General features: G+C 37.1%; 20 protein-coding genes, 2 pseudogenes, 1 riboswitch and 1 other annotated feature. Of the genes and pseudogenes, 15 read left to right on the top strand and 7 right to left on the bottom strand.

What is annotated here, in order from left to right; translation table 11 throughout:
• Window positions 1-225 precede the first annotated feature (225 nt).
• The 10 genes and pseudogenes from J0N78_RS15150 to J0N78_RS15105 all read left to right on the top strand — a co-directional run bounded on the left by J0N78_RS15150 (window position 226) and on the right by J0N78_RS15105 (window position 8,221).
• Entirely contained in the window at window positions 226-993 is a 768-nt protein-coding gene (locus tag J0N78_RS15150; RefSeq protein WP_209123957.1) for a DeoR/GlpR family DNA-binding transcription regulator, read from the top strand.
• A gap of 71 nt (window positions 994-1,064) precedes the next feature.
• Window positions 1,065-1,679 (top strand): annotated as a pseudogene (ribB, locus tag J0N78_RS15145) (3,4-dihydroxy-2-butanone-4-phosphate synthase); the annotation flags it as partial.
• Between the two features lie 46 nt (window positions 1,680-1,725).
• Window positions 1,726-2,010 (top strand): annotated as a pseudogene (locus J0N78_RS15140) (nucleoside hydrolase); the annotation flags it as partial.
• Window positions 2,011-2,111: 101 nt separating this feature from the next.
• On the top strand, window positions 2,112-2,312 hold the full coding sequence (locus J0N78_RS15135) for a hypothetical protein (protein WP_209123954.1): 201 nt from the start codon (window positions 2,112-2,114) through the stop codon (window positions 2,310-2,312).
• A 740-nt stretch (window positions 2,313-3,052) separates the two neighbouring features.
• Window positions 3,053-4,228 carry a MalY/PatB family protein gene (locus J0N78_RS15130; protein WP_209123953.1) on the top strand — a complete coding sequence of 392 codons (1,176 nt, stop codon included), beginning with the start codon at window positions 3,053-3,055 and terminating at the stop codon, window positions 4,226-4,228.
• Between the two features lie 175 nt (window positions 4,229-4,403).
• Window positions 4,404-4,550: a hypothetical protein gene (locus J0N78_RS15125; protein WP_209123952.1), complete on the top strand. Its 147-nt coding sequence runs from the start codon at window positions 4,404-4,406 to the stop codon at window positions 4,548-4,550.
• Window positions 4,551-4,873: 323 nt separating this feature from the next.
• Complete coding sequence (locus J0N78_RS15120; protein ID WP_209123951.1) at window positions 4,874-5,386, top strand: YwpF-like family protein; 513 nt, start codon at window positions 4,874-4,876, stop codon at window positions 5,384-5,386.
• Window positions 5,387-5,482: 96 nt separating this feature from the next.
• Window positions 5,483-6,679: a bacillibactin exporter BcbE gene (gene bcbE, locus J0N78_RS15115; RefSeq protein ID WP_209123950.1), complete on the top strand. Its 1,197-nt coding sequence runs from the start codon at window positions 5,483-5,485 to the stop codon at window positions 6,677-6,679.
• A 29-nt stretch (window positions 6,680-6,708) separates the two neighbouring features.
• Window positions 6,709-7,209, top strand: a complete 501-nt coding sequence (ytkD, locus tag J0N78_RS15110) for an RNA deprotection pyrophosphohydrolase (protein WP_209123949.1) — start codon at window positions 6,709-6,711, stop codon at window positions 7,207-7,209.
• 232 nt (window positions 7,210-7,441) lie between these two features.
• Complete coding sequence (locus J0N78_RS15105; RefSeq protein WP_209123948.1) at window positions 7,442-8,221, top strand: alpha/beta hydrolase family protein; 780 nt, start codon at window positions 7,442-7,444, stop codon at window positions 8,219-8,221.
• Window positions 8,222-8,391: 170 nt separating this feature from the next.
• Here J0N78_RS15105 and pckA read toward each other — a convergent pair whose 3' ends face one another.
• Entirely contained in the window at window positions 8,392-9,975 is a 1,584-nt protein-coding gene (gene pckA, locus J0N78_RS15100) for a phosphoenolpyruvate carboxykinase (ATP) (RefSeq protein WP_209123947.1), read from the bottom strand.
• A gap of 653 nt (window positions 9,976-10,628) precedes the next feature.
• Window positions 10,629-10,741, top strand: a riboswitch (SAM riboswitch).
• A 189-nt stretch (window positions 10,742-10,930) separates the two neighbouring features.
• Here pckA and metK point away from each other — a divergent pair.
• The gene (gene metK, locus J0N78_RS15095) at window positions 10,931-12,136 is read left to right on the top strand and encodes a methionine adenosyltransferase (RefSeq protein WP_209123946.1); all 1,206 of its coding nucleotides are present in this window, start codon (window positions 10,931-10,933) and stop codon (window positions 12,134-12,136) included.
• 67 nt (window positions 12,137-12,203) lie between these two features.
• Here the strand turns inward: metK and J0N78_RS15090 are convergent, their stop codons facing one another.
• Together J0N78_RS15090 and J0N78_RS15085 are read right to left on the bottom strand one after the other, a co-directional pair.
• Entirely contained in the window at window positions 12,204-13,364 is a 1,161-nt protein-coding gene (locus J0N78_RS15090; protein WP_209123945.1) for a glycosyltransferase family 4 protein, read from the bottom strand.
• 46 nt (window positions 13,365-13,410) lie between these two features.
• Window positions 13,411-13,950: a phosphatase PAP2 family protein gene (locus J0N78_RS15085; protein ID WP_209123944.1), complete on the bottom strand. Its 540-nt coding sequence runs from the start codon at window positions 13,948-13,950 to the stop codon at window positions 13,411-13,413.
• A 349-nt stretch (window positions 13,951-14,299) separates the two neighbouring features.
• Here J0N78_RS15085 and amt point away from each other — a divergent pair, with 349 nt between their 5' ends.
• Window positions 14,300-16,588, top strand: a complete 2,289-nt coding sequence (amt, locus tag J0N78_RS15080) for an ammonium transporter (RefSeq protein ID WP_209123943.1) — start codon at window positions 14,300-14,302, stop codon at window positions 16,586-16,588.
• Between the two features lie 307 nt (window positions 16,589-16,895).
• Here the strand turns inward: amt and J0N78_RS15075 are convergent, their stop codons facing one another.
• The gene (locus J0N78_RS15075) at window positions 16,896-17,411 is read right to left on the bottom strand and encodes a gamma carbonic anhydrase (protein ID WP_209123942.1); all 516 of its coding nucleotides are present in this window, start codon (window positions 17,409-17,411) and stop codon (window positions 16,896-16,898) included.
• A 158-nt stretch (window positions 17,412-17,569) separates the two neighbouring features.
• Between J0N78_RS15075 and J0N78_RS15070 the strand changes: the two genes are divergently transcribed.
• A complete protein-coding gene (locus J0N78_RS15070; protein WP_209123941.1) occupies window positions 17,570-18,352 on the top strand; it encodes an alpha/beta hydrolase in 783 nt (260 codons plus the stop codon).
• Window positions 18,353-18,497: 145 nt separating this feature from the next.
• Window positions 18,498-19,553 (top strand): tetraprenyl-beta-curcumene synthase family protein, encoded by a 1,056-nt coding sequence (locus J0N78_RS15065; RefSeq protein WP_209123940.1) that lies wholly within the window; start codon window positions 18,498-18,500, stop codon window positions 19,551-19,553.
• Between the two features lie 327 nt (window positions 19,554-19,880).
• Here the strand turns inward: J0N78_RS15065 and J0N78_RS15060 are convergent, their stop codons facing one another.
• The 3 genes from J0N78_RS15060 to mnmL all read right to left on the bottom strand — a co-directional run bounded on the left by J0N78_RS15060 (window position 19,881) and on the right by mnmL (window position 22,398).
• Entirely contained in the window at window positions 19,881-20,456 is a 576-nt protein-coding gene (locus J0N78_RS15060; protein WP_209123939.1) for a beta-class carbonic anhydrase, read from the bottom strand.
• A 386-nt stretch (window positions 20,457-20,842) separates the two neighbouring features.
• Window positions 20,843-21,415: a tRNA 5-(aminomethyl)-2-thiouridylate-methyltransferase MnmM gene (gene mnmM, locus J0N78_RS15055; protein ID WP_209123938.1), complete on the bottom strand. Its 573-nt coding sequence runs from the start codon at window positions 21,413-21,415 to the stop codon at window positions 20,843-20,845.
• Complete coding sequence (gene mnmL, locus J0N78_RS15050) at window positions 21,412-22,398, bottom strand: tRNA modification radical SAM protein MnmL/YtqA (RefSeq protein WP_209123937.1); 987 nt, start codon at window positions 22,396-22,398, stop codon at window positions 21,412-21,414. The genes mnmM and mnmL overlap by 4 nt, the downstream gene beginning before the upstream one ends.
• Window positions 22,399-22,633: 235 nt before the next feature.
• Window positions 22,634-22,867, top strand: a binding site (T-box leader).
• A gap of 82 nt (window positions 22,868-22,949) precedes the next feature.
• On the opposite strand from mnmL, the gene leuS reads away from it, so the two are divergent.
• The gene (leuS, locus tag J0N78_RS15045) at window positions 22,950-25,370 is read left to right on the top strand and encodes a leucine--tRNA ligase (RefSeq protein WP_209123936.1); all 2,421 of its coding nucleotides are present in this window, start codon (window positions 22,950-22,952) and stop codon (window positions 25,368-25,370) included.
• Window positions 25,371-25,691 lie beyond the last annotated feature (321 nt).

Genomic DNA, 25,691 nt, shown 5'->3' with positions numbered 1-25,691 from the left:
CCTCCTTGGCAAGAGTATTGTTTTTATGTAGAATTTTGCTATTAAATGTATAATATCAGTATTTTCGAAAATTTAAAATAATCATTTGTATTAATGGCAATTTAAGTAGAATAGTATTAAATATATTTTCATATGTTTTTTTTTTCTTTTATTTACTTTTTAGTTGAACAAAAAACAATAATAAAATAAGATAGATTTAGAACTATTAATATGAGGATGAATGTTATGTCAAAAATGTTTGTACATGAAAGAAGAAATATGATACTTGATTATTTAAAAAAGGAACAACGAATCACTGTCAAAGAACTATCGCAAATATTAAAAGTTTCAGAAGCTACTTTAAGAAACGATTTAAGCGATATGGAACAAGAAGGGTTGTTAAAAAGAACTCATGGTGGAGCTGTCTTATTAGATTTTGATCAAAGTAAATATAGCTTTTCTACTAGAGAAAAGAAAAATAAAGAGGAGAAGTCCTATATTAGTAGTAAGGCGGAAAAATTAATTTCTAGTAATCAGTGTATTTTGTTAGATGCAAGCTCTACAGCATTAGAATTAGCAAAGAGACTAAAAAATGATCCGAAAAGATTAACCATTGTTACAAATGGGATTTATACAGCGTTAGAGCTTAGAGATGTTCCGGAATTTACAGTTATATTAATTGGTGGAGTTATGCGGACGGGTTCAAGTGCTTTAGAAAGTACAATTGATGCAGGGGTATTGGGCAAGATCAATATAGACATCATGTTTACTTCAGCTAGTGGCTTTGATTTTGAAAACGGTTTAACAGACTTTAATGTATATGAAGTCGAATTGAAAAAAGAAATGGTGAAAGCTTCGAATCGAGTAGTTGCTTTATTAGATCACACAAAGTTTGGGAACAGTTCGTTAGTATCATTTGCTTCTGTCGATGAAATCGATACGATAATAACGGATCAGCATCTTTCGGAAGAAAATATAGAAAAATTGAGAAAGTACGGAATTAACTTTTTGTAACCCATGACCAATCACTTCTTTTAGATAATATGGAGTTTACTAAGAGGACTATAACCAAAAGGAGAATAGTTATGTTTTATTCAATTGAAGAAGCACTTGAGGATTTAAAGAATGGTGGTATGGTAATAGTTGTAGATGATGAAGGTAGAGAAAATGAAGGTGACTTATTGGCTTTATCAGAAAAAGTAACTACTGAAATTATTAATTTTATGATCACTCATGCCAAAGGACTAGTTTGTTGTCCGATTACTAAAGAACGGGCAGTTGAACTGGAGCTAGAGCCAATGGTTAGACATAATACGGATGTTAATCAAACCGCTTTTACAGTCTCTATTGATCATGAAACAAATACGACAGGTATTTCTGCATTGGAGCGATCTGACACGATAAAAGCTTTAGTTGATCCGCTTGTGAAGGCTAATGAGTTTAGAAGACCAGGGCATATCTTTCCTTTGGTTGCAAAAGATAATGGTGTTTTAGCAAGACCAGGACATACTGAAGCAGCAGTTGATTTAGCACGACTATGTGGTGCGTATCCTTCAGGTATCATTTGCGAAATTATTAAAGAAGATGGTACGATGGCACGAGTACCAGACTTAATACTATTTGCTGAAAAACACAATTTAAAGATTATTACGATTGCTGAATTAATTAGATATAGAACGATAAAAAGCGAAATACTTAAATAACAGAACACTCTAACCTTTCATTTAAGGGTTAGAGTGTTTATTGTATTTACTACAATTAGCAGGAAGAGAGGATATACCTTTGATTGGTGGAGCTAAGGGGCCGCTTTCTGGGGAGATTACAGCTTATTATCCAGAAATTCATGGTCCAGAAGGTCTGGGTCCAATTAGACCTCCAGATACCATTGTAGGTAAACTATTAAATTTTGACCAGGTTTTTGAGATTATAGATCGATATAAAGGGGATCTTACCATTGTAGAGGTGGGAAGAGCAACGTCTTTAGCGATTACGTTTATTCTTGGTGAGGAGCAACTAAGCAAGATAAATGAGTTGTTGATACGATGACGAATTCTCTATAATCATAATCCTTTTTCATTTTTGGACAGATAAGGTATGATAAAGAGGAAGAAGTAAGTGTTAGGGTGAGGTTAATGAATGAGCAGCAAGCCAATGAATTATTGGAAAAACTTCGGGATGGAACGGAGCAACAGGTTCTCGTTTCTAAAGAAGACTTTATGGTGTTTCGCGCACAATTGGTTCAACAAAAAGACCGTGAAGCTTTTGTAGGGAAGGCTGATAAAGGTGGAACGGTCACATATGTATATGAACAGCATCTAGAGGGACAGAGTTAATTTATTTCTGTCCTTCTATTATTTTCTTCCAAACATGAAAAATGACGAACTTTGCGTAGAGTTGAATATTGAAATCATTTTGGTGTGAAGTAAAAATGATATTTCCGACAAAGAATACTAATAAGCCAAGGAAAAATGTAAAAAGAATGGATAAATTTAAGATAAAATGAAAAGTAAAAGTATCCTTTTTAACTTTTGGATGTATGAAAAGAAAAGCCATAAGGCAAAGGATCTGAACGATGAGGGTTACATAAAATCCATCTCCTCCTAAAAGATAACGGAAGGAAATCATGGATATTGTTGTTCATATAGCTGGGATCGGTCCTCCGTAAAAGCAGCAAGTAAAAATGGAACAAAGCGTAAATCAAAGAAATATTCAGTCCCATAAACGGGAAGGGAAAAGTCATACAAAGGATTGTCGTGATCGAAGCAATTGTACTAAAAATTAATTGATTTTTTGTCTCGTGCATTTGATAAATTTTATCAATGTAAAAGGATAGATATAGGCAAATGGACAATAAAATGATTGTCGAATTCAGGAGAAAAGCACTAGCCGTTGAATACAAATCATTTAACAATTCAACATGCCTCCCTTCAATAAAGGTGATTGGATAGATGTGTAATGAGTATATTGTCATAATAGGAGGACTCACTCCCATCATTTTATTTAATAGGATGAATTCACCATATAATTTTTTACTATTCATGAATTCTTAACAAATAAAAAGGAGGAATGCGAAATGTCTGCACGTTTTGATCAAGCGGTAAATCGAAAAGGTACGAATTCTATGAAATGGGATGGCGTAGACGAGCTTTATAATGGAGAAAATTTATGGCCAATGTGGGTAGCAGATATGGATTTTCAAGTACCATCCGCAGTTATAGAAGCAGTCCAGCAAGAAGTTAGCAAGGGAGTTTTTGGTTATCCTATTCGTTCAGCAGCGGTTGATTTCGCTGTACAATCTTGGTTACAGAGAAGGTTTGATTTGGAAATAGATGCAGAGCACATTGTATATACATCGGGAGTGGTCCCGGCTATTTCGCAAATCATTAAACAATTTACTGAGCCTGGGGATAAAGTCATCATTCAACCTCCAGTGTATTATCCTTTTTTTAAAGTCGTCTCAAACCACGATCGGGAATTAATTGAAAATCCTTTAGTGTTCGACGGTGTGCAATATAAGATGGACTTTGAACATTTGAAATCAGTCATCGATGATAAAACGAAAATAATGTTATTATGTAGTCCGCATAATCCGGTCGGAAGAGTGTGGACAGAAGAGGAGTTGAAGGAGCTAGCTGAAATTTGTGTCGAGCACGATTTATTAGTGATTTCAGATGAAATTCATTGTGATATTGTCTTTAAAGGACATAAGCACCTTCCGATAGCCTCCCTTTCAGAAGAAATGAGGAAGCGTACAATAACATGTATGGCTCCAAGTAAAACATTTAATTTAGCAGGGCTACAAACTTCTTATACCGTTATCTTTAATCCAACGTTACGAAGGCAATTCAAAAATCATCTAAGTCAGGAATTCTTAAATATGTTTAGTCAAATTGGTGCCGTTGCAATGGAAGCTGCATATACAATGGGTGAAGAATGGCTTGAAGAGTTAATTGATTATGTAGAAGGAAATGTACAGTTCGTAAAGTTATACATCGAGGAACACATGCCAAAGATTAAAGTTGTTAATCCAGAAGGAACATACCTTTTGTGGATGGATTGTACTGATCTTGGAATGACAGCAGCAGAAAGAAAGAAATGGCTAACTACTGAAGCAAAAGTAGCTTTAAGCAACGGAATAGTCTTCGGTAAAGAAGGGGAGCCATTTGAACGAATTAACCTTGCATGTTCTAGAGCCTCGGTCCAGGAAGGGCTTAACAGAATAAAACGTGGGTATGATAAATTAACCTAGCTTATATTAATCGAACAGTCTCCATTTGATCTAGTGGATATGAATAAGTAATTAATTCGTAATTAAAAATAAAAATTTTTAAAAAATTTAATATATTTGCAGGAGTTGGTATGCAGGATGTTTAATATAAATAAGTGGAGTAATATGAAATCTATTTACAAAGGAGTCATCATTTATGACCTTTGATAAGCTTTACAACGAACTAATTGCTGAATGTAGTTTAAAATTAGGTAGAAAATTAACGAAAAAAGAGCGCGAATTTATTGCTTGGGTGAAAGAGCGACAATACGAAAAGAAATACGACCAATTAAAAAGTTCTTAAAATATCTTTTGAGTTTGAGACTGACACTAGCCCTTACAAGTCAGTCTCTTTTGCGTTTTAGCAAGAGACGAAATGTATGTATATGTTTTAAAAAATAGAGGCAAACCTGCAACGTAATTAAATTTATGTTTTAATTAAAGATAAGGCTGTTTTCGTAAACTTTGTTGCTTTTGGACCGTTTTTTGAAAATAAAATAGCCTTTTCAAAACCTTCACGCTATGCGTGAAGAGCCAAGCATCCGCTTGGCTTACGGTCCAAAAGCTAAAAGCAACAATCTTTGAGAAAAGAGCCAAAGATAAAGATGAAATTTGGAGGCGATAGTAGTGAAGACCTATCGATTATTTTCACTTCGAGTATTGCAACCCCATGAAAAAGGAGTAAGTCAGGTTGATATCCCCTTAGAAGACGGTCTTATTATTGATATGGAAGATAGCGCGAAAAAGTGGTTAATTGATGCAGTAATTATGCCTAATCATATTGAAATTTTTGAACAAAGCCAAAAAGAAAATCAAAAGTTAATTATTGAAGCGGTAATTACAAGTAAAAATAACTATCCAGCAACGATGGTGACAAAAATTCGTAAAATAACTCATCTTTCTGATAAAGTCAGTATCTTACTGGACGGTTTAATGGTGATAAGAAAAGATGATATCATTGACGTCATATTAGAAAGCATTGTTGATGAAGGCTTAACAGGTGAAGCATTACTTCAAGAATTTAAAAAGAGAAAAGCAAGCCGTGGTGAAAATGTCCAAAAAGTAGTTGAAAATATTTATAAACAAGTAAAATCAGACGAAAACGTGGAATTTCATTTGAAGGAAAACACTGAAAAATAAAAATAAATTGGAATTCAACTCCCATATATACCAGTGTATAGAAAAGGTATGATGATTCATACTACAATTATTGATTGGACTTTGGGAGGAATTTTGATGGAAGAGAAAAAGACATGGGAACTAGTTTCCATAGCCTCCATACCTTTAGTTATGACACTTGGAAATTCCATGTTAATTCCTGTCTTACCAGCAATTGAAAAGGAATTAAATATATCTGCACTGCAAGTTAGTATGTTTATTACGGTTTATTCAATTGTTGCTATTATTTGCATACCTATTGCTGGGTATTTGTCTGATCGTTATGGACGAAAAAAAATTATTATTCCTAGTCTAATCATTGCTGGAATAGGGGGATTAATCTCCGGAATGGTTTCATGGCAAATGGATCATCCCTATTCAATGATCATATTTGGTCGATTACTTCAAGGGTTAGGTGCAGCTGGTGCTGCTCCGATTGTAATGCCTTTGGTTGGTGACTTGTTTCGGCAAGAAAGCGAAGTAAGTGAAGGGCTAGGAGTGATTGAAACATCGAATACATTTGGTAAAGTGTTAAGTCCGATTTTAGGAGCGTTACTCGCAAGTTGGGTTTGGTTTATGCCATTTTTTGCATTTCCGGTCTTTTGTTTTTTATCAATCATATTGATGATATTTCTTGTGAAGACACCGCAAAAGGCTGAAGAACCACTTGCCTTTAAAGACTTTCTTTATTCCATTAAAAGAATATTTAATAATGAAGGTCGCTGGTTATATGCGATCTTTTTAATCGGCTGTATTTGTATGTTTGTCATTTTTGGTGTGCTTTTTTATTTATCGACGATGCTTGAAGAGCAGTATGGTATTGATGGTGTAAAAAAAGGAATTATTTTAGCTATCCCTTTAGCTGCACTTTGCCTTTCTTCTTATGCAACAGGTAAAGGAATCGGAGAAGAAAAAGTTAAAATGAAATGGATGACAGTTGTTGGTTTGGGATTACTAACCCTTTCTGTGTTTTCTATCTCATTTTCAAAAGATATTTATGTACTCTTAACTGCATTATTTGCGAGTGGAATTGGGATGGGAATAGTATTGCCAAGCTTAGATGCACTCGTAACCGAAGGAATCAAAAAGGAACAAAGAGGGACGATCACTTCAATATATAGTAGTATGCGCTTTACTGGGGTTGCTTTAGGACCACCTGTTTTTGCGGTACTTATGAAAGCCTCTCATTTTATTTTATTTTTTACTAATACTCTTATTTGTATTGGAGCTTTAGTAACGGCTTTCGTTGCGATCAAACCTTCTGAAGATGAGTAGTAAAATTTTTGGGGGCTGAGGAGATTTAAATGAGTAAGGTGATAATGTTTTATGATGAAAAAGGATATCTCGTTGAATTAAGTCTTGGAAATGCGCCATTTTCATCATCACCAAAACATGTTTTAGTGATTGCCTATTACAATCATCAATGGCTATTCATTCGGCATCCGAGGCGGGGAATTGAATTTCCGGGTGGAAAGGTAGAAATAGGCGAAGCGGTAGAAGGTGCTGCGAAGCGTGAGCTTTTTGAAGAGGCAGGAGCAACAGTAAAGGAGCTTCATTATATAGGACAATATAAAGTGTATGATCCGAGTGGTGAATTTGTGAAAAATATTTATTTTGGCATCGTTGATGAAATCATCCAAAAGAATCATTATTTTGAAACCGACGGCCCAGTCTTAATGAGCCATTATCCTGATGATGTTAAAGAGGATGATCGATTTAGTTTTATTATGAAGGATAGAGTAGTCGAACTAGCCCTCGATGCAATATGTAAAAAATGGTCTAGTTTGGTACAAAGAAAAAAGTAACCATGCTCTGCTTAGCCCAGATTGATTGATTGATCAATCCTGAGTTAGACTGATATATCTTGAATTAGACTGATAAAACTGGAGTTAGACTGATATATCTTGAATTAGACTGATAAAACTGGAGTTAGACTGATATATCTTGAATTAGACTGATATATCTTGAATTAGACTGATAAAACTGGGAGTTAGATCGATATCTTCGTTTCTGTTATAAAAAAGGGGGGAGTGTACATTGAAAGATGGTGAAGTGATCGAAAAACAACGCTTGCCTTCCCCTCATCCTCGGATAAAACTTTATTTAGTTACATATATCAGTGACGGTTTGAAAGTGAAAGGCTATTTAACAGAACCTCAAACCAATAAGAGCTTACCTGGTTTCTTATATTTGAGAGGTGGTATTAAAAATGTCGGTATGCCACGAATTGCGAGAATTATTCAATTTTCAGCAGAAGGGTTTGTTGTGTTTGCTCCGTTTTATCGAGGGAATAAGGGTGGCGAAGGACAAGAAGATTTCGCTGGTAATGACCGAAATGATGCTATCAATGCGTATTTCGTTTTACACAACCATCCGCTTGTAAAAAAAGGTGAGATCCATTTATTTGGTTTTTCACGAGGTGGTGTAATGGCCTTATTAACAGCCGCAACTGTGAGTGAAGTTCGTTCAGTTGTCTGCTGGAACGGTGTCTCAAATATGAGGCTTACTTATGAGGAGCGGATAGATTTACGCCGCATGATGAAACGGGTGATAGGCACACCTACAAAGTATCCAGAACGGTACGATTGGCGCACGCCTCGTAATGACATTAAGCATATTCAATGTCCTGTATTAATTATTCACGGACAACAAGATGAACATGTATCGATTGAACATGCATATCAGCTAGAAGCTAATTTAAAAGGTACAGAAAAAAAGGTAGACACGTGGTATTATGAGGAATTTAATCACTATTTTCCTGAGCCGTTCAATCGGGACATTGTTGTGAAGTTAACGGAATGGATGAAGTGCCAATGATCGTATGTATTGATAGGCTGTATTATAGCTCACTGAAGTTAAACAAGAGAATATCATTAAAAATCGCATTGGAACTTAGTATCCAATGCGATTTTAACTGTAATTATTCCGCTCAACCAACACGCAAGCCGGTAGATAGTCCCTATCTTGCGTGTTGGTTTACTTTTTCTTTATACTAGTGGACCAGCATTTTTAATTTCGTCTGAGACTGATTCGAACTTCTCAAAGTTTTCTTTGAACTTATTTGCTAGCTCTTGTGCTTTTTGATCGTATTCTTCACTATTTTCCCAAGTTAATTTTGGTTGAAGAACCTCATCAGGTACACCAGGGCAATGAACCGGGACATTTAAACCGAAGATTGGGTCGACAGAGAATTCAGCAGAATTTAACTCACCTTGGAGTGCAGCTTGGATCATTGCACGAGTGTATCCTAGGTTCATGCGTTTACCAACTCCGTAAGGGCCACCTGACCAACCTGTATTTACTAAAAATACTTGCGCATCGTGCTGAGAAATCTTTTCCCCAAGCATTTCTGCATAACGTCTAGCAGGCAGAGGAAGGAACGGTGCACCGAAGCAAGTGGAGAACGTTGCTTCAGGTTTTGTAACGCCACGCTCAGTCCCTGCTAGTTTACTAGTGTATCCTGATAAGAAATGGTACATTGCTTGCTCTTTTGTTAGCTTACTAATCGGAGGCAACACCCCAAACGCATCAGCCGTTAAGAAAATAATTGTATTTGGATGTCCAGCAATACTCGGTATTAATGTATTAGGAATAGACTCTAATGGGTAAGCTACACGAGTATTTTCCGTAAGTGAAGTGTCGTCATAGTCCGGATTACCTGTTGCTTCATCAAGGACAACATTTTCAACAACAGCTCCGAAACGAATAGCATCCCAAATTTGTGGCTCTTTTTCATATGACAAGTTCACACACTTTGCATAGCAGCCGCCTTCAACATTAAATACGCCATTGTTTGACCAACCGTGCTCATCATCTCCGATTAGGTGACGATTTGGATCAGCTGATAATGTTGTTTTCCCTGTACCTGAAAGGCCAAAGAATAATGCTACATCCCCTTCTTTACCTGCATTAGCCGAACAATGCATAGAAAGAACATCTTTTTCTGGTAACAGGTAGTTCATAATTAAGAAAATTGACTTTTTCATCTCGCCAGCATATTCCGTACCACCAATTAAAACGACTCTTTCCTCGAACGAAACGATAATGAATGTTTCAGAACGAGTTCCATCAATTTCAGGGTCTGCCTTAAAGTTTGGAGCTGAAATGACCGTAAATTCAGCTTCGTGGTCTTGTAATTCTTCTTGTGTCGGTCGAATGAATAATTGCTTTGCAAAAAGATTATGCCAAGCATACTCATTAATCACTTGAATAGGTAGGCGGTAACTTTTATCTGCACCTGCAAAACCACGGAAAACAAACAATTCTTCTTGCTCTTTTAAGTAGCTCATTACTTTATTATATAATTTAGTAAATACGTCCTTTTCAATTGGCTGGTTAACCGTACCCCAGTCAATTTTATCTTTGACAGACTCTTCTTTTACGATGAATTTATCTTTAGGCGAACGCCCTGTATATTTACCTGTAGCCACACTTAATGCCCCAGTTGAAGTTAATACTCCTTCATTTCTCATTAGTGACCTTTCGACTAATTTAGAAACAGGAAGGTCTACATGAACATTTTCTCCTTGTAAAATATGCTCTAATTCTGTTGCAAAGCTAATTGTACTCATTGGTCACAAAACCCTCTCTTTTTTTTATATTTTTATTAAGTAATATTAGTAAGGAATAACAATCAATATTTTATGTTGAAATTAGTATAACACATTTTATTAAATAGTCTATACTATTATTTCAATTTGTGTGCAAATAAGTTGAGAAATTGTGTGTCTAAATTATTAAAGTGCTATTAATAAGAAGAGTTCACACTGTTTATTATCCTATTAAGTGCCTTTTGAGAAGGGAAGGGTATATTAAGCTGAATTAGGATGACTATTTATATAGGTAACTACTCGAGTACTGTGTGCATTATGGTCCATAGCCTGAGAGTCGGGAAATGAAATCAAGATACACCGTATTAAAATAAAGCTGTTGTCGTAAACTTTGTTGCTATTGGACCGTTTTTTGAACATAAATCAGCCCTAATGGACAAATTCATTTGTCATCTGGCTTATTTATGTTCAAAGGCTTCACGCTAAAGCGTGAAGAACCAAGCTTTCGCTTGGTTAACGGTTCAATAGCTAAAAGCACTAATCTTTTAGAAAAGAGCCTAAAATAAAAAGTATATAATGAGTGAGTTTTTGATATTATTTTAATTTTAGAAGATGTCAACTAGTAATGGTTGACATCTTTTGCTATGTAAGTTATGATATGTCGCGAACGGATACTCTTATCCCGAGTCGGTGGAGGGACAGGCCCGAAGAAACCCAGCAACCAACACCATTTTAAAAAAGGTGTAAAGGTGCTAACCTGCAAAGCATATGCTTTGAAAGATAAGAGGCTAAAGGTGATATGTCTAACCCTTTTCCTCATGAGGAAAAGGGTTTTCATGACTATACATGTCTTAAATTTTACTCACAATGGTGAGGGAATGAGTGCCGTATCAATATTTAACACATTTTATGGGGAGACTATTTTATGAAAGTTTGTGACTACCTCTAAAAGATGTGTAAAAGGAGGATACTGTTAATGGTTGAAAAGAAAAGTCGTCGCCTATTCACTTCTGAATCGGTAACAGAAGGTCATCCCGATAAAATATGTGACCAAATTTCAGATGCAATTTTAGATGCAATTTTAACAAACGATGCGAATGCACGTGTAGCTTGTGAAACATCGGTAACTACTGGGTTGGTGCTTGTAGCAGGTGAAATTACGACAAGTACATACGTTGATATTCCAAAAATTGTACGTGAAACGATTCAAAGTATTGGGTATACGCGTGCAAAGTATGGGTTTGACTTTGAAACGTGTGCAGTACTAACTTCAATTGATGAGCAATCTCCTGATATTGCTCAAGGAGTTAACCAAGCGCTTGAGGCACGTGAAGGTCAAATGACAGATGAAGAAATCGAAGCGATCGGTGCAGGAGACCAAGGATTAATGTTTGGTTACGCAGACAATGAAACGGAAGAGTTAATGCCACTTCCGATTTCGTTGGCACATAAATTATCTCGCCGTTTAACAGAAGTACGAAAAGATGAAGTACTTCCATATTTACGTCCGGATGGTAAAACCCAAGTAACGGTAGAATATGATGAGAACGGTAAGCCGGTACGTATTGATACGATTGTTATTTCTACTCAGCATCATCCAGAAATAACATTAGAGCAAATTCAACGTAATATTAAAGAATATGTTATTAAACCGGTTGTTCCTGCGAATTTGATTGATGAAAATACAAAATATTTCATTAACCCGACAGGACGTTTTGTTATTGGTGGTCCTCAAGGTGATGCGGGGCTTACAGGAAGAAAAATAATTGTAGATACGTATGGTGGTTACGCTCGGCACGGCGGGGGAGCATTCTCAGGTAAGGATCCAACAAAGGTTGACCGTTCTGGAGCGTATGCGGCTCGTTATGTTGCGAAAAATATCGTAGCTGCAGGTCTAGCTGAACGTTGTGAAGTTCAACTTGCCTATGCGATTGGTGTTGCACAGCCAGTTTCAATCGCTGTCGATACATTTGGAACAGGTAAAGTATCAGAGGAAGTACTAGTAGGGCTTGTTCGTAAGCACTTTGACCTTCGTCCTGCTGGTATTATTAAAATGTTAGACCTTCGTCGTCCAATTTATAAACAAACGGCTGCTTATGGTCACTTTGGCCGAAATGATATTGATTTACCATGGGAGCAAACAGATAAAGCGGAGCTTTTAAAAGCTGAAGCATTACAATAGTAGAAAAAGGAGTGGGGAGTGTCCCACTCCTTTTTCAGAGGATGTCTACCGCATGCACTTTTCTTATTTAATAATTGGAAGATGCTAGCTTCATATGTGAACGAGACATTTCATAGGCTTTTTCGTATTGGATAAGGAGATTGTCAAAAATTGCCTCCCACGATTGAGAGCGTGCATATTTTCTCGCTTCATAACTCATTTGTAAGCGGAGAATATCATCACTTAAAAGCTTTTCAATTGAGGAAATAAAAGCTTGTGGATTTTTAGCTTCGCAAATCATCCCGGTTTGTTCATGGTTTACAATTTCAGTAACGCCACCTTCATTTGCAACAATGGCGGGTGTTCCTGAAGCTAGTGCTTCTAAAACGACATTGCCGAACGTTTCCGTTGTTGAAGGAAACACAAATAAATCAGCTAAAGCATAAATGGATGATAATTCACTCCCTGCCAAATAGCCTGTAAACGTAATGTTTTCTGTGAAATGTTCTTTGTATTCTTGGAAAAGTGGCCCATCTCCTACATAAATCCAATGCACTTCATTCCTTAGCTCTTCTGGTAGTTGCTGCATGACAAGCTTTAACGTATCTAAATCTTTTTCAGGTGCCATCCTCCCAACGTATAGAAGCACATATTTCTTTTGAATGTTAAATCTTTTATAAAGACTATCATCCTTTTGTTTTGGGCTAAATTGAAAACAATCCACTCCTCTAGTCCATAGTTCGATGTTCGTAAAGCCTCGTCTTGCTAAATGAGTTTTCGTTTCTTGCGAAGGCACAAACGTTTTATTGAAATGAGAGTAAAACCACTTCATAAATCTCCAAAGCCATTCTGACATAAATGTAAGCTTATAATATTTTAAATAATGATCGAAATGAGTATGGTAAGAACCAACCATTGGAATGTTCTGTTTTTTACCGTAGTGAAGTCCACTAAGTCCAATATTAAACGGGGTTGTAATATGAATGAGATCGGGTTTAAAAGCATCCATCTGTTGCCGAATCGTAAATGGATTCGGTAGTGCCATTCGACACTCAGGATACAGAAAAAAAGGTAAGCTGAAAAATGAGTGAATATGATGTGAATACACGTCTGATTGCTGGATCGTTTCAGGAACAAACAGCTGATAAGGAACACTTCGATGCTCAAAGTGATGAACAAGTCGCTGTAAGGTGCGAGCAACACCATTTACCTGTGGAGTAAAAGTATCAGTAAATAAGGCAATTTTCATTTGAATCGTCCTCCATTCCTTGGTTTAAAAAAACTCCAAAAAAGAACTATATAAGCCAGTAATTTAATAACACTGTTGATAGGTAAGCGCTAGAAAATCCAAGTAAAGCTCCGAAGACTACATCAGAAGGGTAGTGAAGTCCTAGGAAGATTCTAGAAAGACCGACTAATATTGCGATTGGTAGCAATAGAATGGAAAGCCAAGGATTAAAAATAATAAATGGTGTTATGACTGAAAAAATAGCTGTTGTATGTCCCGAAGGAAAGGAGTGATCTTTAAATGGATTTTTAACAACGAAAGTGTTCGGTAAAACGAGGTAAGGTCGCTTGCGCCTATACCCTTTTTTTACGATGACAACGACAAGGTGACTTAATGTTAAGGCAAGGGCAGCGGCATATGCTAATACTTGTAATGGGGCAGAGAGGAGTAAACAAAGAATAATCGTTATACCGACAGTAAAAGTAGCTCCTCCTAAATGTGTAATGAAATTCATCGTGCGAAAAGAACTTTTGGAACGACTTTTCTCGTTAAAAAAATAAAACAAGTTACAATCTGTTCGGTATAACCATTGCTTTGATCGATCCATACGAAAACCTCTTTTCAAGGAAGTTGCCAACGGCACTAATTACTACTGGTAACAAAATCGTAACAATTTAATGTTATGTTAATATGAAGGAATTTTAAAAATTTATTTAATTTAGGTTAAGCCTACTTAATGATTTTCAGCAATTTTCTTCAATTAGCGACGATGGCATCTTAATTAGCTCACGTTTTATCTTATGTTTGGAATAATTGATGCCATTACTTATAGGATTTAGACGAGAAGTGTGTCAGATTATATAACAAGGTATATTTACCTAGTTTTTTTTAGTGCTAAAATTTAAATGTCGAAAATTTTCGATAAAGCTTAAAACAACTTTATTGGAGGTGAGAGTGTGGAAGAATTACAAGTACATATGAATTTTGTATGGATCATTTTAGCTAGTGTTTTAGTCTTTATTATGCAAGCAGGATTTACTGCCCTAGAAGCAGGTATGACACGTTCAAAAAACTCAATCAATGTAGCAATGAAAAACATTGTTGATATTCTTGTGGCAACATTGCTTTTTGGACTTATAGGATTTCCATTAATGTTTTCTGATAGTATTTATGGCTTTTTTGGTTGGGGCTCGTTTTTCTTTTTAGGTATGGAAGAAGATCCTTGGAATTTTGCGTTTCTTCTTTTTCAAATTGTCTTTGCAGGTACAGCAGCTACCATTGTATCTGGGGCGATTGCTGAGCGAGTAAGATTTACTGGTTATATTATTGGAACGATTTTAATTATTCTTTTTATTTATCCTCTTTTTGGGCATTGGGCCTGGGGGAGTCTTTGGATAGAAGAGCAAGAGGGGTGGCTTGAAGCATTAGGGTTTATGGATTTTGCAGGATCAACAGTTGTCCATTCCATTGGTGCATGGGTCGCATTAGCGGCTGCACTTGTCATTGGTCCTCGGATTGGTAAATATCAACCTGATGGTAAGGTTAACTCGTTTAGAGGAAGTAATGCCGTACTTGCTACGTTAGGTGTCTTTTTACTTTGGTTTGGTTGGTTTGGATTTAATGCAGGTTCAACAACTCATGCTGATGGAAACATAGCCCTAATTGCATTGAATACACAATTAGCTGCAGTAGCAGGTGGGTTACTTGCGATGATGAGTTCATGGTTTATTTATAAAAGGCATCATGTAGAAAGTATTCTTAATGGGGTATTAGGAGGTCTTGTAGCAATTACAGCAGGTGTTGATGTAATGTCACCATTAAATGCGATTCTAGTTGGTGCTATTGGTGGTGTGGTCGTTGTAACGACTCATTATTGGATTGACCGTAAAATGAAAATTGACGATGCAATCGGTGCAATTGCTGTACATGGTTTTTGCGGGGCATGGGGAACAATTGCGATTGCTCTTTTGGGAAAAAGCGAATTATTACTTCTTGATAGCAGGCTTTCCCAGCTTGGAGTACAAGCGTTAGGAGTAGGAGTTGCTTTTATATGGGCATTTGGACTAGGTTTTATCTTTTATTGTACAATTAATAAAATTTATCCATTACGTGTAAGTGAAGAAGATGAAATGGCAGGATTAAATGTATCTGAACATGGTGAACATATTGCAATGGTAGATTCGATTGTAGCAATGAGAGAAATTGCTGCAGCGAAAGGGGATTTAACGCAAGAATTACCTATAGAGCCAGGTGAAGAAACCGAGGAGCTTCATCATGCATTTAACACCTTATTATTACGATTAAATAGTTTAATTGAGGATGTTAAAAAGGAATCTAACTTTGTTTATAAAACATCGAATGGCTTAATTGAATTGACTGATAAATTAGAAGATAGTTCACAAAAACAATTACAATATGTAGATCAATCTTTAGAGTATTTCGAACAAGCAGAAGCTCAGCTTGAAGAGGAAGCTCAAGGCGATGAACAAGTGATTGCCAAAATCCAACAGTCCTTTTCAACAATGGAAGTGTTAGGAGGGCAGATTGATGTTATTCAAAATGAAATAAAAGGGATGTCTCATTTACTTCAAAACGTTACATCTTCAAATCGTGATGCGAATGAGGCAATGATTGAAATGAGTGGCCAGATCGAGCTGCTTTCGCAATTTTCTTCTAAAATCCGTGAAGTGATTGTTACCATTTACTCTATCGGAGAACAAATCAATTTATTATCCTTAAATGCTAGAATAGAAGCTGCGAGGGCAGGAGAGCATGGTAAAGGTTTTTCAGTTGTTGCTGATGAAATTCGCAAGCTTGCAGATCAATCACAGCAAGCAACGAATGAAATTGAATCAATTTTAAAAGAAAACACGGAGATCATTCAGTCTGGGCAAAAGCAAGTTCATACTTTTACTTCGAAATTTGCGGAATTACATCAAACGCTAGAATCTCTTCCGAATAGCTTTGTGACCATAAATGAAGGAATTTCAAGCGTTCACGAAGATACGAGTGAGTTTCTAGGCAATTTAGAAGCGATAAGTTTAAAAACTTCTGAGATGGGTGCCAACAGAATATCTCAGCTACAAAAAATGAAAGAGCTCGTTACGATGATCAAGGAAATTCAAAATATTGCGGGTGAAAATAGTTTTCTTTCCCGTTCTATTAAAGAGAGTTCAATAAAGATGAAGGAGCAAGGTGAAGGGTTGCAAATGAGTGTTTCTCAGTTTGTAACTAAATCAGATTAGTACTTCAGACGTAGAATGTCTCGTTAATGTGGTCAACAATTTATGCAGAAGACAATAACAGCGCTAGGTTGAGCTTTCAGACCTAGCGCTGTTGCGTTCATTTTTAAAGAATAAGAAAGAATTTCGAAGATGTCTAGCTTCAGCGCCCAGCGTCTAGCGAGACTTCCCTCACCTCCGTACGATAAGTCAACATCGCCTCACTATTGTTCAACGTGTTTCCTTTATCTCCTGCGGCCGAGGCTAGTCCGTACGCCGCTAAACGGGTGCTTGCGCTTTTCTTGTGAGTGTTTCTATTACAACTATCTGATCATTTTGACTGTAACCCTTTATAATATTGACCTTTTTCGACATATTCTCTACGTATTCTTGCCATATCTTTAAGGTCTTCTTCTGTTAACTCACGGACAACCTTTGCAGGGCGTCCAAAGGCAAGGCTGTTTGGCGGAATCACTTTTCCTTGAGGGACGAGACTTCCTGCACCGATAAAAGCTCCCTCTCCAATTTCCGCACCATCAAGTACGATGGAACCCATTCCAATGAGTGCATTTTTGCGAAGAATACAACTATGTAATATAACTTGATGACCGATCGTTACATCATCTTCAATAATGAGTGGATTATTTGGGCTTTGATGCAAAACAGAGTTGTCTTGAACATTGACCCGATCTCCGATAATTGTAGTGGCTACATCACCGCGGATAACGGTGTTAAACCAAATGCTCGATTCTTCACCTATCTTTACATCTCCGGTAACTGTAACATAGTCTGCGATAAATGCTGAGTCGGCAATTTGTGGTGTTTTATTATAATATGGATAGATCAAAAATAGTACTCCTTTCAATATAAAAAATGAGTGAAATAACTTAGATGACAAAGTTACGTATTTATGACATAAATATAAGAAACGTACGTTACCACGTTATTTAATACGTTTAGTTTAGCAAATCCTGGGGGAAAAAAATAGAGAGAAAGGGGATTATTATGTGGAAGTGGGAATGTAGTCAACAACCAAAGGGTGTTATTGTCATTGTTCATGGAGCGGGAGAGCATCACGGAAGATATGGTTGGTTAAGAAAGCAGTGGCAACAAGCTGGTTTTCATATTGTGATGGGGGATCTGCCAGGTCAGGGAAAAACGAGAGGGAAGCGCGGTCATATCGATTCCTTCAATCAATATATTGACACCGTTTATGAATGGTATAAAGAAGCGGCAACGTACGGTTTACCTATTTTTTTATTAGGACATAGTATGGGTGGCCTCGTTACCATAAGGACGTTAATGGAAAAAAAGCTGGATTTACATGGAGTGGTGTTGTCGTCCCCCTTATTGAAAATAGCTGAAGAGCCACCTAAATACAAGACGATGACATCGAAAGCTTTACATCGCATCCTCCCAAAAGTTACTGCACCATCTGGATTAAAAACTCATCTTGTCACTCGAAATGAAGAAATACGAGAAGCTTATTTAACCGATGAACTACGAGTAAGAAAGGTATCGTTACGATGGTATCAGGAAATCGTCAAAGCGATGAATCTTGCAAAAAGGAATGTCAGTGATTTTCCGAATGTTCCACTCCTTTTAGTTCAGGCAGGAGACGATTACATTGTTAGTAGTAGAGCTGCTCGCTTTTGGTTTGACCACTTAAGAATAGATGAGAAATGGTACAAAGAATGGGAAGGGCTTTACCATGAATTATTTAATGAACCTGAACGAGATGATGTATTTAGCTATACAAGAGCTTTTGTGGAGCTTCACCTTACTTAAGGTGGGGTTTTTCATTTTAAGAATAGTTGCAAACCTTTATTTCTAAACAATTTATCGGGCAAAAGACACAAGATTTGGATAATAATATTGTTTATGATAAGGTACTAATATTGAGTAGAGGAACACGGTGAGGAGGATTTCATTGGTGAAAGTGCCTAGTCAACCTTGGACGTTAATGTTTAGTATTTACCGGCAAGTGATTCCGACCGTACATCAGTATCTGGATAGTTGGAAAAAGAAAGCAAGCTCGATCCCGGATCCGGAATTAAGAAAACAAGCGTTAATGAGTATAGAAACAAAAACGTTCCATTGTGAGGGTGGAGGGATTTACGGGTTACTTGCCGGCCCAGAAGCCGATAAAATTATCAATTTTATCGTTGCCTATCAAACGATTAGCGATTACTTAGATAACTTGTGTGATCGCAGTACTTCTTTAGACCCAGTAGATTTTCGAGCACTGCATGAATCAATGCTTCATGCATTAACACCAGGAGCTGAACCGGTAAATTATTATCGTGTACGGGAAGAGCAAGATGATGGCGGATATTTAGAAAGTTTAGTTCTTTCTTGTCAACAAGCTTTAGGCTCTCTACCATCCTTTAACAAAGTTCAACCTGTGATGCTTGAACTTTGTCAATATTATTGTGATCTCCAAGTGTACAAACACGTCAAAAAAGAGGAACGAGTGCCGTTACTTGAAGAATGGTTTGACCGTCATAAAGAAAATGTACCCGAGATGTCTTGGTATGAATTTTCAGCTTGTGCTGGTTCAACCTTGGGGATTTTTTGTTTAGCGGCTTATGCGACAAGTGAAAATCTTGAGGAAACAACAGTGAGTCGAGTGAAAGATGGTTATTTCCCATACGTGCAAGGCTTACATATATTATTAGACTACTTTATTGATCAAGAGGAAGATCGTGTCGGAGGAGACTTAAATTTTTGTTTTTACTATAAAAATGAAGCAGAAATGATTTCACGTTTTCGTCATTTCGTAGAACAAGCAGAAAAAAGTATTAATCAGCTCCCGAACAGAAACTTTCATTACTTAATTAATAAAGGCTTAGTAGCAATCTACTTAGCGGATGAAAAAGTACAAAGGCAGAAGAAAGTGAAGGAAACAGCGAAGAAGTTTATTCGGCTCGGCGGATTGTCTACGATCTTCTTCTATATTAATAGTTGGGTTTATCGAAGGAAGAAGTAGCTAAGACAAACGTCAGTCCCATAGAAATTAACAGTTAGACCGATATATTTAGAATTAGACTGATATATTTGAAGTTAGACCCGATATATTTAGAATTAGACTGATATATTTGAAGTTAGATCCGATATAATCAAAATTAGACCGATATATCGTAAAGAAGGCAAAATTGTTAGAGTTGCGACCTTAAAAACACACATTTTAGAGATCATAAAAATACTATTTCTTGAAATAAGCATCTAATATTCCAATAAAAAAGTAAAATAGAGGCTGACTTAAACATTAGCCTCTATTTTTATTCAGGTATTTAATGTTTCTTATTAATTTTTGTTAGTCATTTGTAATATCTTCATAGCCATCAACAATAAGATCTAACTTTCCTGTTTCAGGACAAATAACTAAGCCGTGTACAGGGGTGTTCGGTGGCAGAAGAGGATGTTTTTTGACCATTTGAACACTATGCATAACACTTTCCTCAACATTTGAAAATCCGTTCAGCCATTCGTTTATATTAATGCCAGCAAAAGAGACAGTTTCTACTTTTTCCATTGATACCCCACGTTCCTCTGCTTTTGCTAAAACACTCGATGATTTGAGTCCAGCCATTCCACAACCGTGGTGACCGACTATGCATACCTCCTGTGCTTGAAGCTCGTATAATGCGACAACGATACTTCTCATAATACTGCCAAAAGGATGACTGATAACGGCACCAGCATTTTTAATAATTTTTGCATCGCCATTTTTTAAGTTCATCGCACGCGGAAGCAATTCAGTTAGACGAGTATCCATACAAGTTAAAACGACTAACTTTTTATTTGGGAATTTCGTCGTTTGATATTTTTCGTACTTTTTTTCTTTTACAAACGTATCGTTATGATCAAGAATTGTCTGTAATATAGTCATTGGTTTCTCCCTCCACTAATTGATTTAGACAGTTTTAAATTAAAGAAAAAAGAAAGTATAAATTTCGGAGATGTCTAGCGCAAGCGCCCACCGACTAGCGAGACTTCCCTTACCTCCGTACGCCGCTATACGGGCGCTTGCGCTTTTCTTGTCTAGCTGCAGCACCCAGCGTCTAGTGGACTTCGCTCCCCCTCCTTACGATAAGTCAACATCGGCTCGATTACACTCGCCGTGTTTCCTTTATCTCATACGGTGGGGCTCCAGTCCATACGCCGCTATACGGGCGCTTGCGCTTTTCTTAATAGCGTATGGTTTTTCTATGTTTAATATAGTTATAAGGAACCTATATCTACTTGTCAAGGAAAGAAACTTCTGAATAATTGAAATTATCTTTTTTCTATTGCGACAATAAAGGGAGGGTTATTTCTTTGATTAATAAATTCGTATTTTAATACATGGGCTTTCTCTTGAGCTAACTGTTCAACAAAACTTAGAACGGCGTCTTTCTCTATTTTTCCTTGTTCATGGCCATGATAAATAACTAGAACGATAATACCACCTACGTCAAGCATTTCAATGAGTTGTTCAATAGCTGAAATAGTTGAAGTAGGGGTAGTGACAATGTCTTTAGCGCCACCTGGTAAATAGCCTAAATTAAAAATAGCCCCTTTAATTTTTCCGTGTTGTTCAATCGGGATACACTCAGCTACTTTTTCATGACTTCCATGTAAAAGTGTTACTCGATGCTGTAGTGCTTGTTCGCTTATTCGGTAGGACGTTTTTTCGATGGCAGTTTGTTGGATATCAAAGGAATAGACGTGGCCATTTTCACCAACTCGTTTTGCTAAAAAGAGCGTATCGTGGCCGTTCCCAGCTGTACAATCAATAGCGATATCGCCATGATGAACGACTTTTTCTAATAAAGTACGCGCAAAAGGAAGAATTCCATCTAACATCATCCCTTTTCAACTTCCCTTCTGTTATGTGAACCTACACAGAAATACTTACCTTGCCATGTGTTCCGTCGTTTGAGCTCTGCTTCTATTGTATTTAAGACATCCCATTTTTTTAAGCTCCACATTGGACCAATAACCATGTCTGCAGGTCCGTCTCCTGTTAAACGGTGAATAATCACTTGAGGTGGTAGCATTTCGAGTTGGTCGACAACAAGGTTAATATATTCATTAAAATCCATAAATTGCACAAGCCCTTTTTCATACTGTTTAACCATAGGTGTCTTTTTCATTAAATGAAGAAGGTGAATTTTAATCCCTTGGATATCTAGCTTACTCACTTCTTCTACTGTTTGCTTCATCATATCTGTCGTTTCTAATGGGAGTCCATTAATGATATGAGCACAGACCCGAATCCCGTGCTTTCTAAGCTTATTCACACCATCAACATAGCATTGATAGTCATGTGCCCGGTTAATGAGGAGAGCTGTTCGTTCGTGAACGGTTTGTAAACCAAGCTCTACCCAAAGATACGTACGCTCGTTTAACTCAGCTAAATAGTCAACAACGTCATCAGGTAAGCAGTCGGGGCGCGTTGCAATTGAAAGTCCAACTACCCCTTCCTGTTGTAAAATGACCTCATACATTTCACGAAGCTCTCTAACAGGAGCATACGTATTGCTATAAGCTTGGAAGTAACCGATATATTTACCACTTTTCCATTTACGATGCATCCGTTCTTTGATCGTATGAAATTGTGTCACTAAATCGTCTTTTCGGTCACCTGCAAAATCACCAGACCCACGTTCACTACAAAACGTACAGCCTCCACTCGCGACGTTTCCATCTCGGTTTGGACAATCAAAGCCTGCATCTAGAGGGATTTTAAAAATTTTTTCACCAAATTGCTGACGTAGATGATAATTCCAAGAGTGATATCGTTTGCCACCGAAGCAGAGAGGTACAGGTTCATGTTGTTTTATTTCCATTTATTAATCACCTTTATTGGGTTTAAGTTATTTATATATCCTATCATAAATAAAGGATAAACTCGAACGGCATCTTCACGGTAGTGAAATGTGATTGCTACAGATTAAACCGTTTCATCATAAAATTCAAAAAAAAAGTATTATTTTAGCGGAAAATGGTAAGAATGGTCTTGACAGAAAATCGACAAATTCATACAATAGCAAGTATATACACTCTTTTTACATGTGAAGAATGAAAAAAACGATGAAGAGGAATAGTAGTGATGTATCTCGTAATTAGAGAATTGACGGCTGGTGAAAGTCAATCGATGATCCCCACGAACTCGCCTTAAAGTTGCAGTAGTGAACAATTAGTAGCTGTTGCCGTACGCCGCGTTAAGGTTACTAAAGTGAGCATATGTATATAATATGCTAATTTGGGTGGTACCGCGGGAATTTTTAATATTGTGAACAACCTCTCGTCCCTAACGATAACGCTAGGGGTGGGAGGTTTTTTTATTCGATAAAAAATTATTACATATATAAAGGAAAACAATTAGGAGGAAAAAGGAATGTCTTTTCAACATCAAGCAATCGAGAAGAAATGGCAACAATATTGGGAAGAAAATAAAACGTTTAAAACGTTAGATGAGTTAGAAAAAAAGAAGTTTTATGCCTTAGATATGTTTCCGTATCCGTCAGGTGCAGGGCTTCATGTTGGTCATCCTGAGGGCTATACAGCAACGGATATCTTATCAAGAATGAAACGGATGCAAGGCTATAATGTACTTCATCCAATGGGATGGGATGCATTTGGTCTCCCGGCAGAGCAATATGCATTAGATACAGGAAAGCACCCGAGGGAATTCACACAACAAAATATTGATAATTTCCGAAGACAAATTAAAGCACTTGGTTTTTCATATGATTGGGACCGTGAAGTTGATACGACGGATCCGAACTACTATAAATGGACACAGTGGATTTTCCTTCAATTATATAAAAAGGGCTTAGCGTATGTTGATGAAGTCGCGGTGAACTGGTGCCCGGCTCTCGGTACAGTGCTAGCAAATGAAGAAGTCATCGATGGGAAAAGTGAACGTGGTGGTCACCCTGTAGAGCGCCGTCCGATGAAGCAATGGGTTCTAAAGATTACGGAGTATGCAGACCGCTTGTTAGAAGATTTAGAGGAGCTTGACTGGCCTGAGAGTATTAAAGATATGCAGCGTAACTGGATTGGTAAATCAGAAGGTGCAGAAGTCAGCTTTATGATCGATGGTCATGATGAGGCAATTACAGTATTTACGACGCGTCCTGATACTTTATTTGGGGCAACGTATATGGTCTTAGCTCCTGAACATAAACTCATTGAGCAAATTACAAAAAAAGAACAAAAAGAAGCGATTGAAGGTTATAAGAAAAAAGTAGCAACAAAAAGTGATTTAGAACGAACAGAGTTAGCAAAAGAAAAGACAGGGGTCTTTACTGGAGCGTATGCAATCAACCCAGTGAATGGAGAAAAGCTTCCGATTTGGATTGCTGATTATGTTCTTGTTAGCTATGGTACAGGAGCAATTATGGCGGTCCCTGCACACGATGAAAGAGACTATGAGTTCGCAAAAGAATTTAAGCTTCAAATTAAAGAAGTTGTTGCTGGTGGAAATATTGAGCAAGAAGCTTACACAGGAGATGGACCTCATGTGAATTCAGACTTCCTTGATGGATTAAACAAAGACGATGCAATTGCGAAAATGCTTGAATGGCTTGAAAAAGAAGGAAAAGGAACGAAGAAAATTACGTACCGTCTGCGTGACTGGTTGTTTAGCCGCCAGCGTTATTGGGGCGAGCCGATTCCAATTATTCATTGGGAAGATGGAACGATGACTCCTGTAGCCGAGGAGGAGCTGCCGTTAGTTCTTCCAGAAATGGACGAAATTAGACCATCAGGAACAGGAGAATCGCCTCTAGCTAACGCAACGGAATGGTTAGAAGTTGTTTGTCCTAAGACAGGTAAAAAAGGTCGTCGTGAAACTAATACGATGCCACAATGGGCAGGAAGCTGCTGGTATTACTTACGTTACATTGATCCCAAAAATAGTGAAAGACTGGCTGATCCGGAAAAGGTAAATCATTGGCTTCCAGTTGATATTTATATCGGTGGAGCCGAGCATGCGGTTCTTCACTTGTTATATGCCCGATTCTGGCACAAAGTTCTATACGATATTGGTGTTGTACCAACGAAAGAACCATTCCAAAAATTATATAACCAAGGGATGATTCTTGGTGAAAATAATGAGAAGATGAGTAAATCTAAAGGAAATGTTGTCAATCCTGATGATATTGTTAACAGTCATGGAGCAGACACTCTTCGTTTATACGAAATGTTTATGGGACCGCTGGATGCTTCGATTGCATGGTCAGAGAATGGTTTAGACGGGGCACGTCGTTTCTTAGATCGAATTTGGCGCTTATTTATTGACGAAGCGAGTGGCGAGCTTAACTCAATTATTACAAATGATGCAGGCTCTGAGGCGTTTACACGAACGTACCATCAAACGGTGAAAAAAGTAAGTGAAGACTTCGAGGGCTTACGTTTTAATGTTGGTATTTCTCAATTGATGGTGTTCATAAATGAAGCCTATAAACAGGAAAAATTACCAAAATCGCTAATGGAAGGCTTTGTGAAATTAATTTCTCCAGTCGCTCCTCATTTAGCAGAAGAGCTATGGGAAAAGCTAGGCCATCAGGAAACACTTGCTTATGAAGCTTGGCCAACTTACGATGAAGCGTATTTAGTTGAAGATGAAATTGAAATTGTTGTTCAAGTGAACGGGAAAGTGAAGGCGAAGTTAGTTATTCCGAAAGATGCAAATAAAGAACAAATGGAAGAGCTAGCACAAGCTGATGAAAAAGTAATAGAAGCAACAGAAGGAAAGACCATTCGAAAAGTAATTGCTGTCCCAGGAAAACTTGTTAATATCGTTGCGAATTAATGTAAATGGGGAAGATATTATTCTTTATTTCGGGATAATGCCTTTCCCGTTTTTTCATTTTTACTAATCCACGGTGGTAAAAATTTTGATGAACTAACAAGCCGGGGATAACTATCATTGTTGTGTATAAATCTGTGAATAACTTATATTATTGTACACAACTAATGTGGAAATATAAGATAATCCTGTAGATTATCTACACTTTTTATTCACAGTGAAACTATGTTTTTATCCACAAGCTGTGAATAAAATGTTGAGAAGTACATTTTAAAGTGAGTAAATAAAAAATGGTGTTTTAAAGATATAATATTTCAAAGAGAT

The sequence above is a fragment of the Alkalihalobacillus sp. BA299 genome, assembly GCF_017745675.1.
Classification (GTDB): domain Bacteria; phylum Bacillota; class Bacilli; order Bacillales; family Bacillaceae_F; genus Alkalihalobacterium.
Note: the sequence above shows the minus strand (reverse complement) of the source record. Positions and strands in the feature narration are given on the sequence as shown.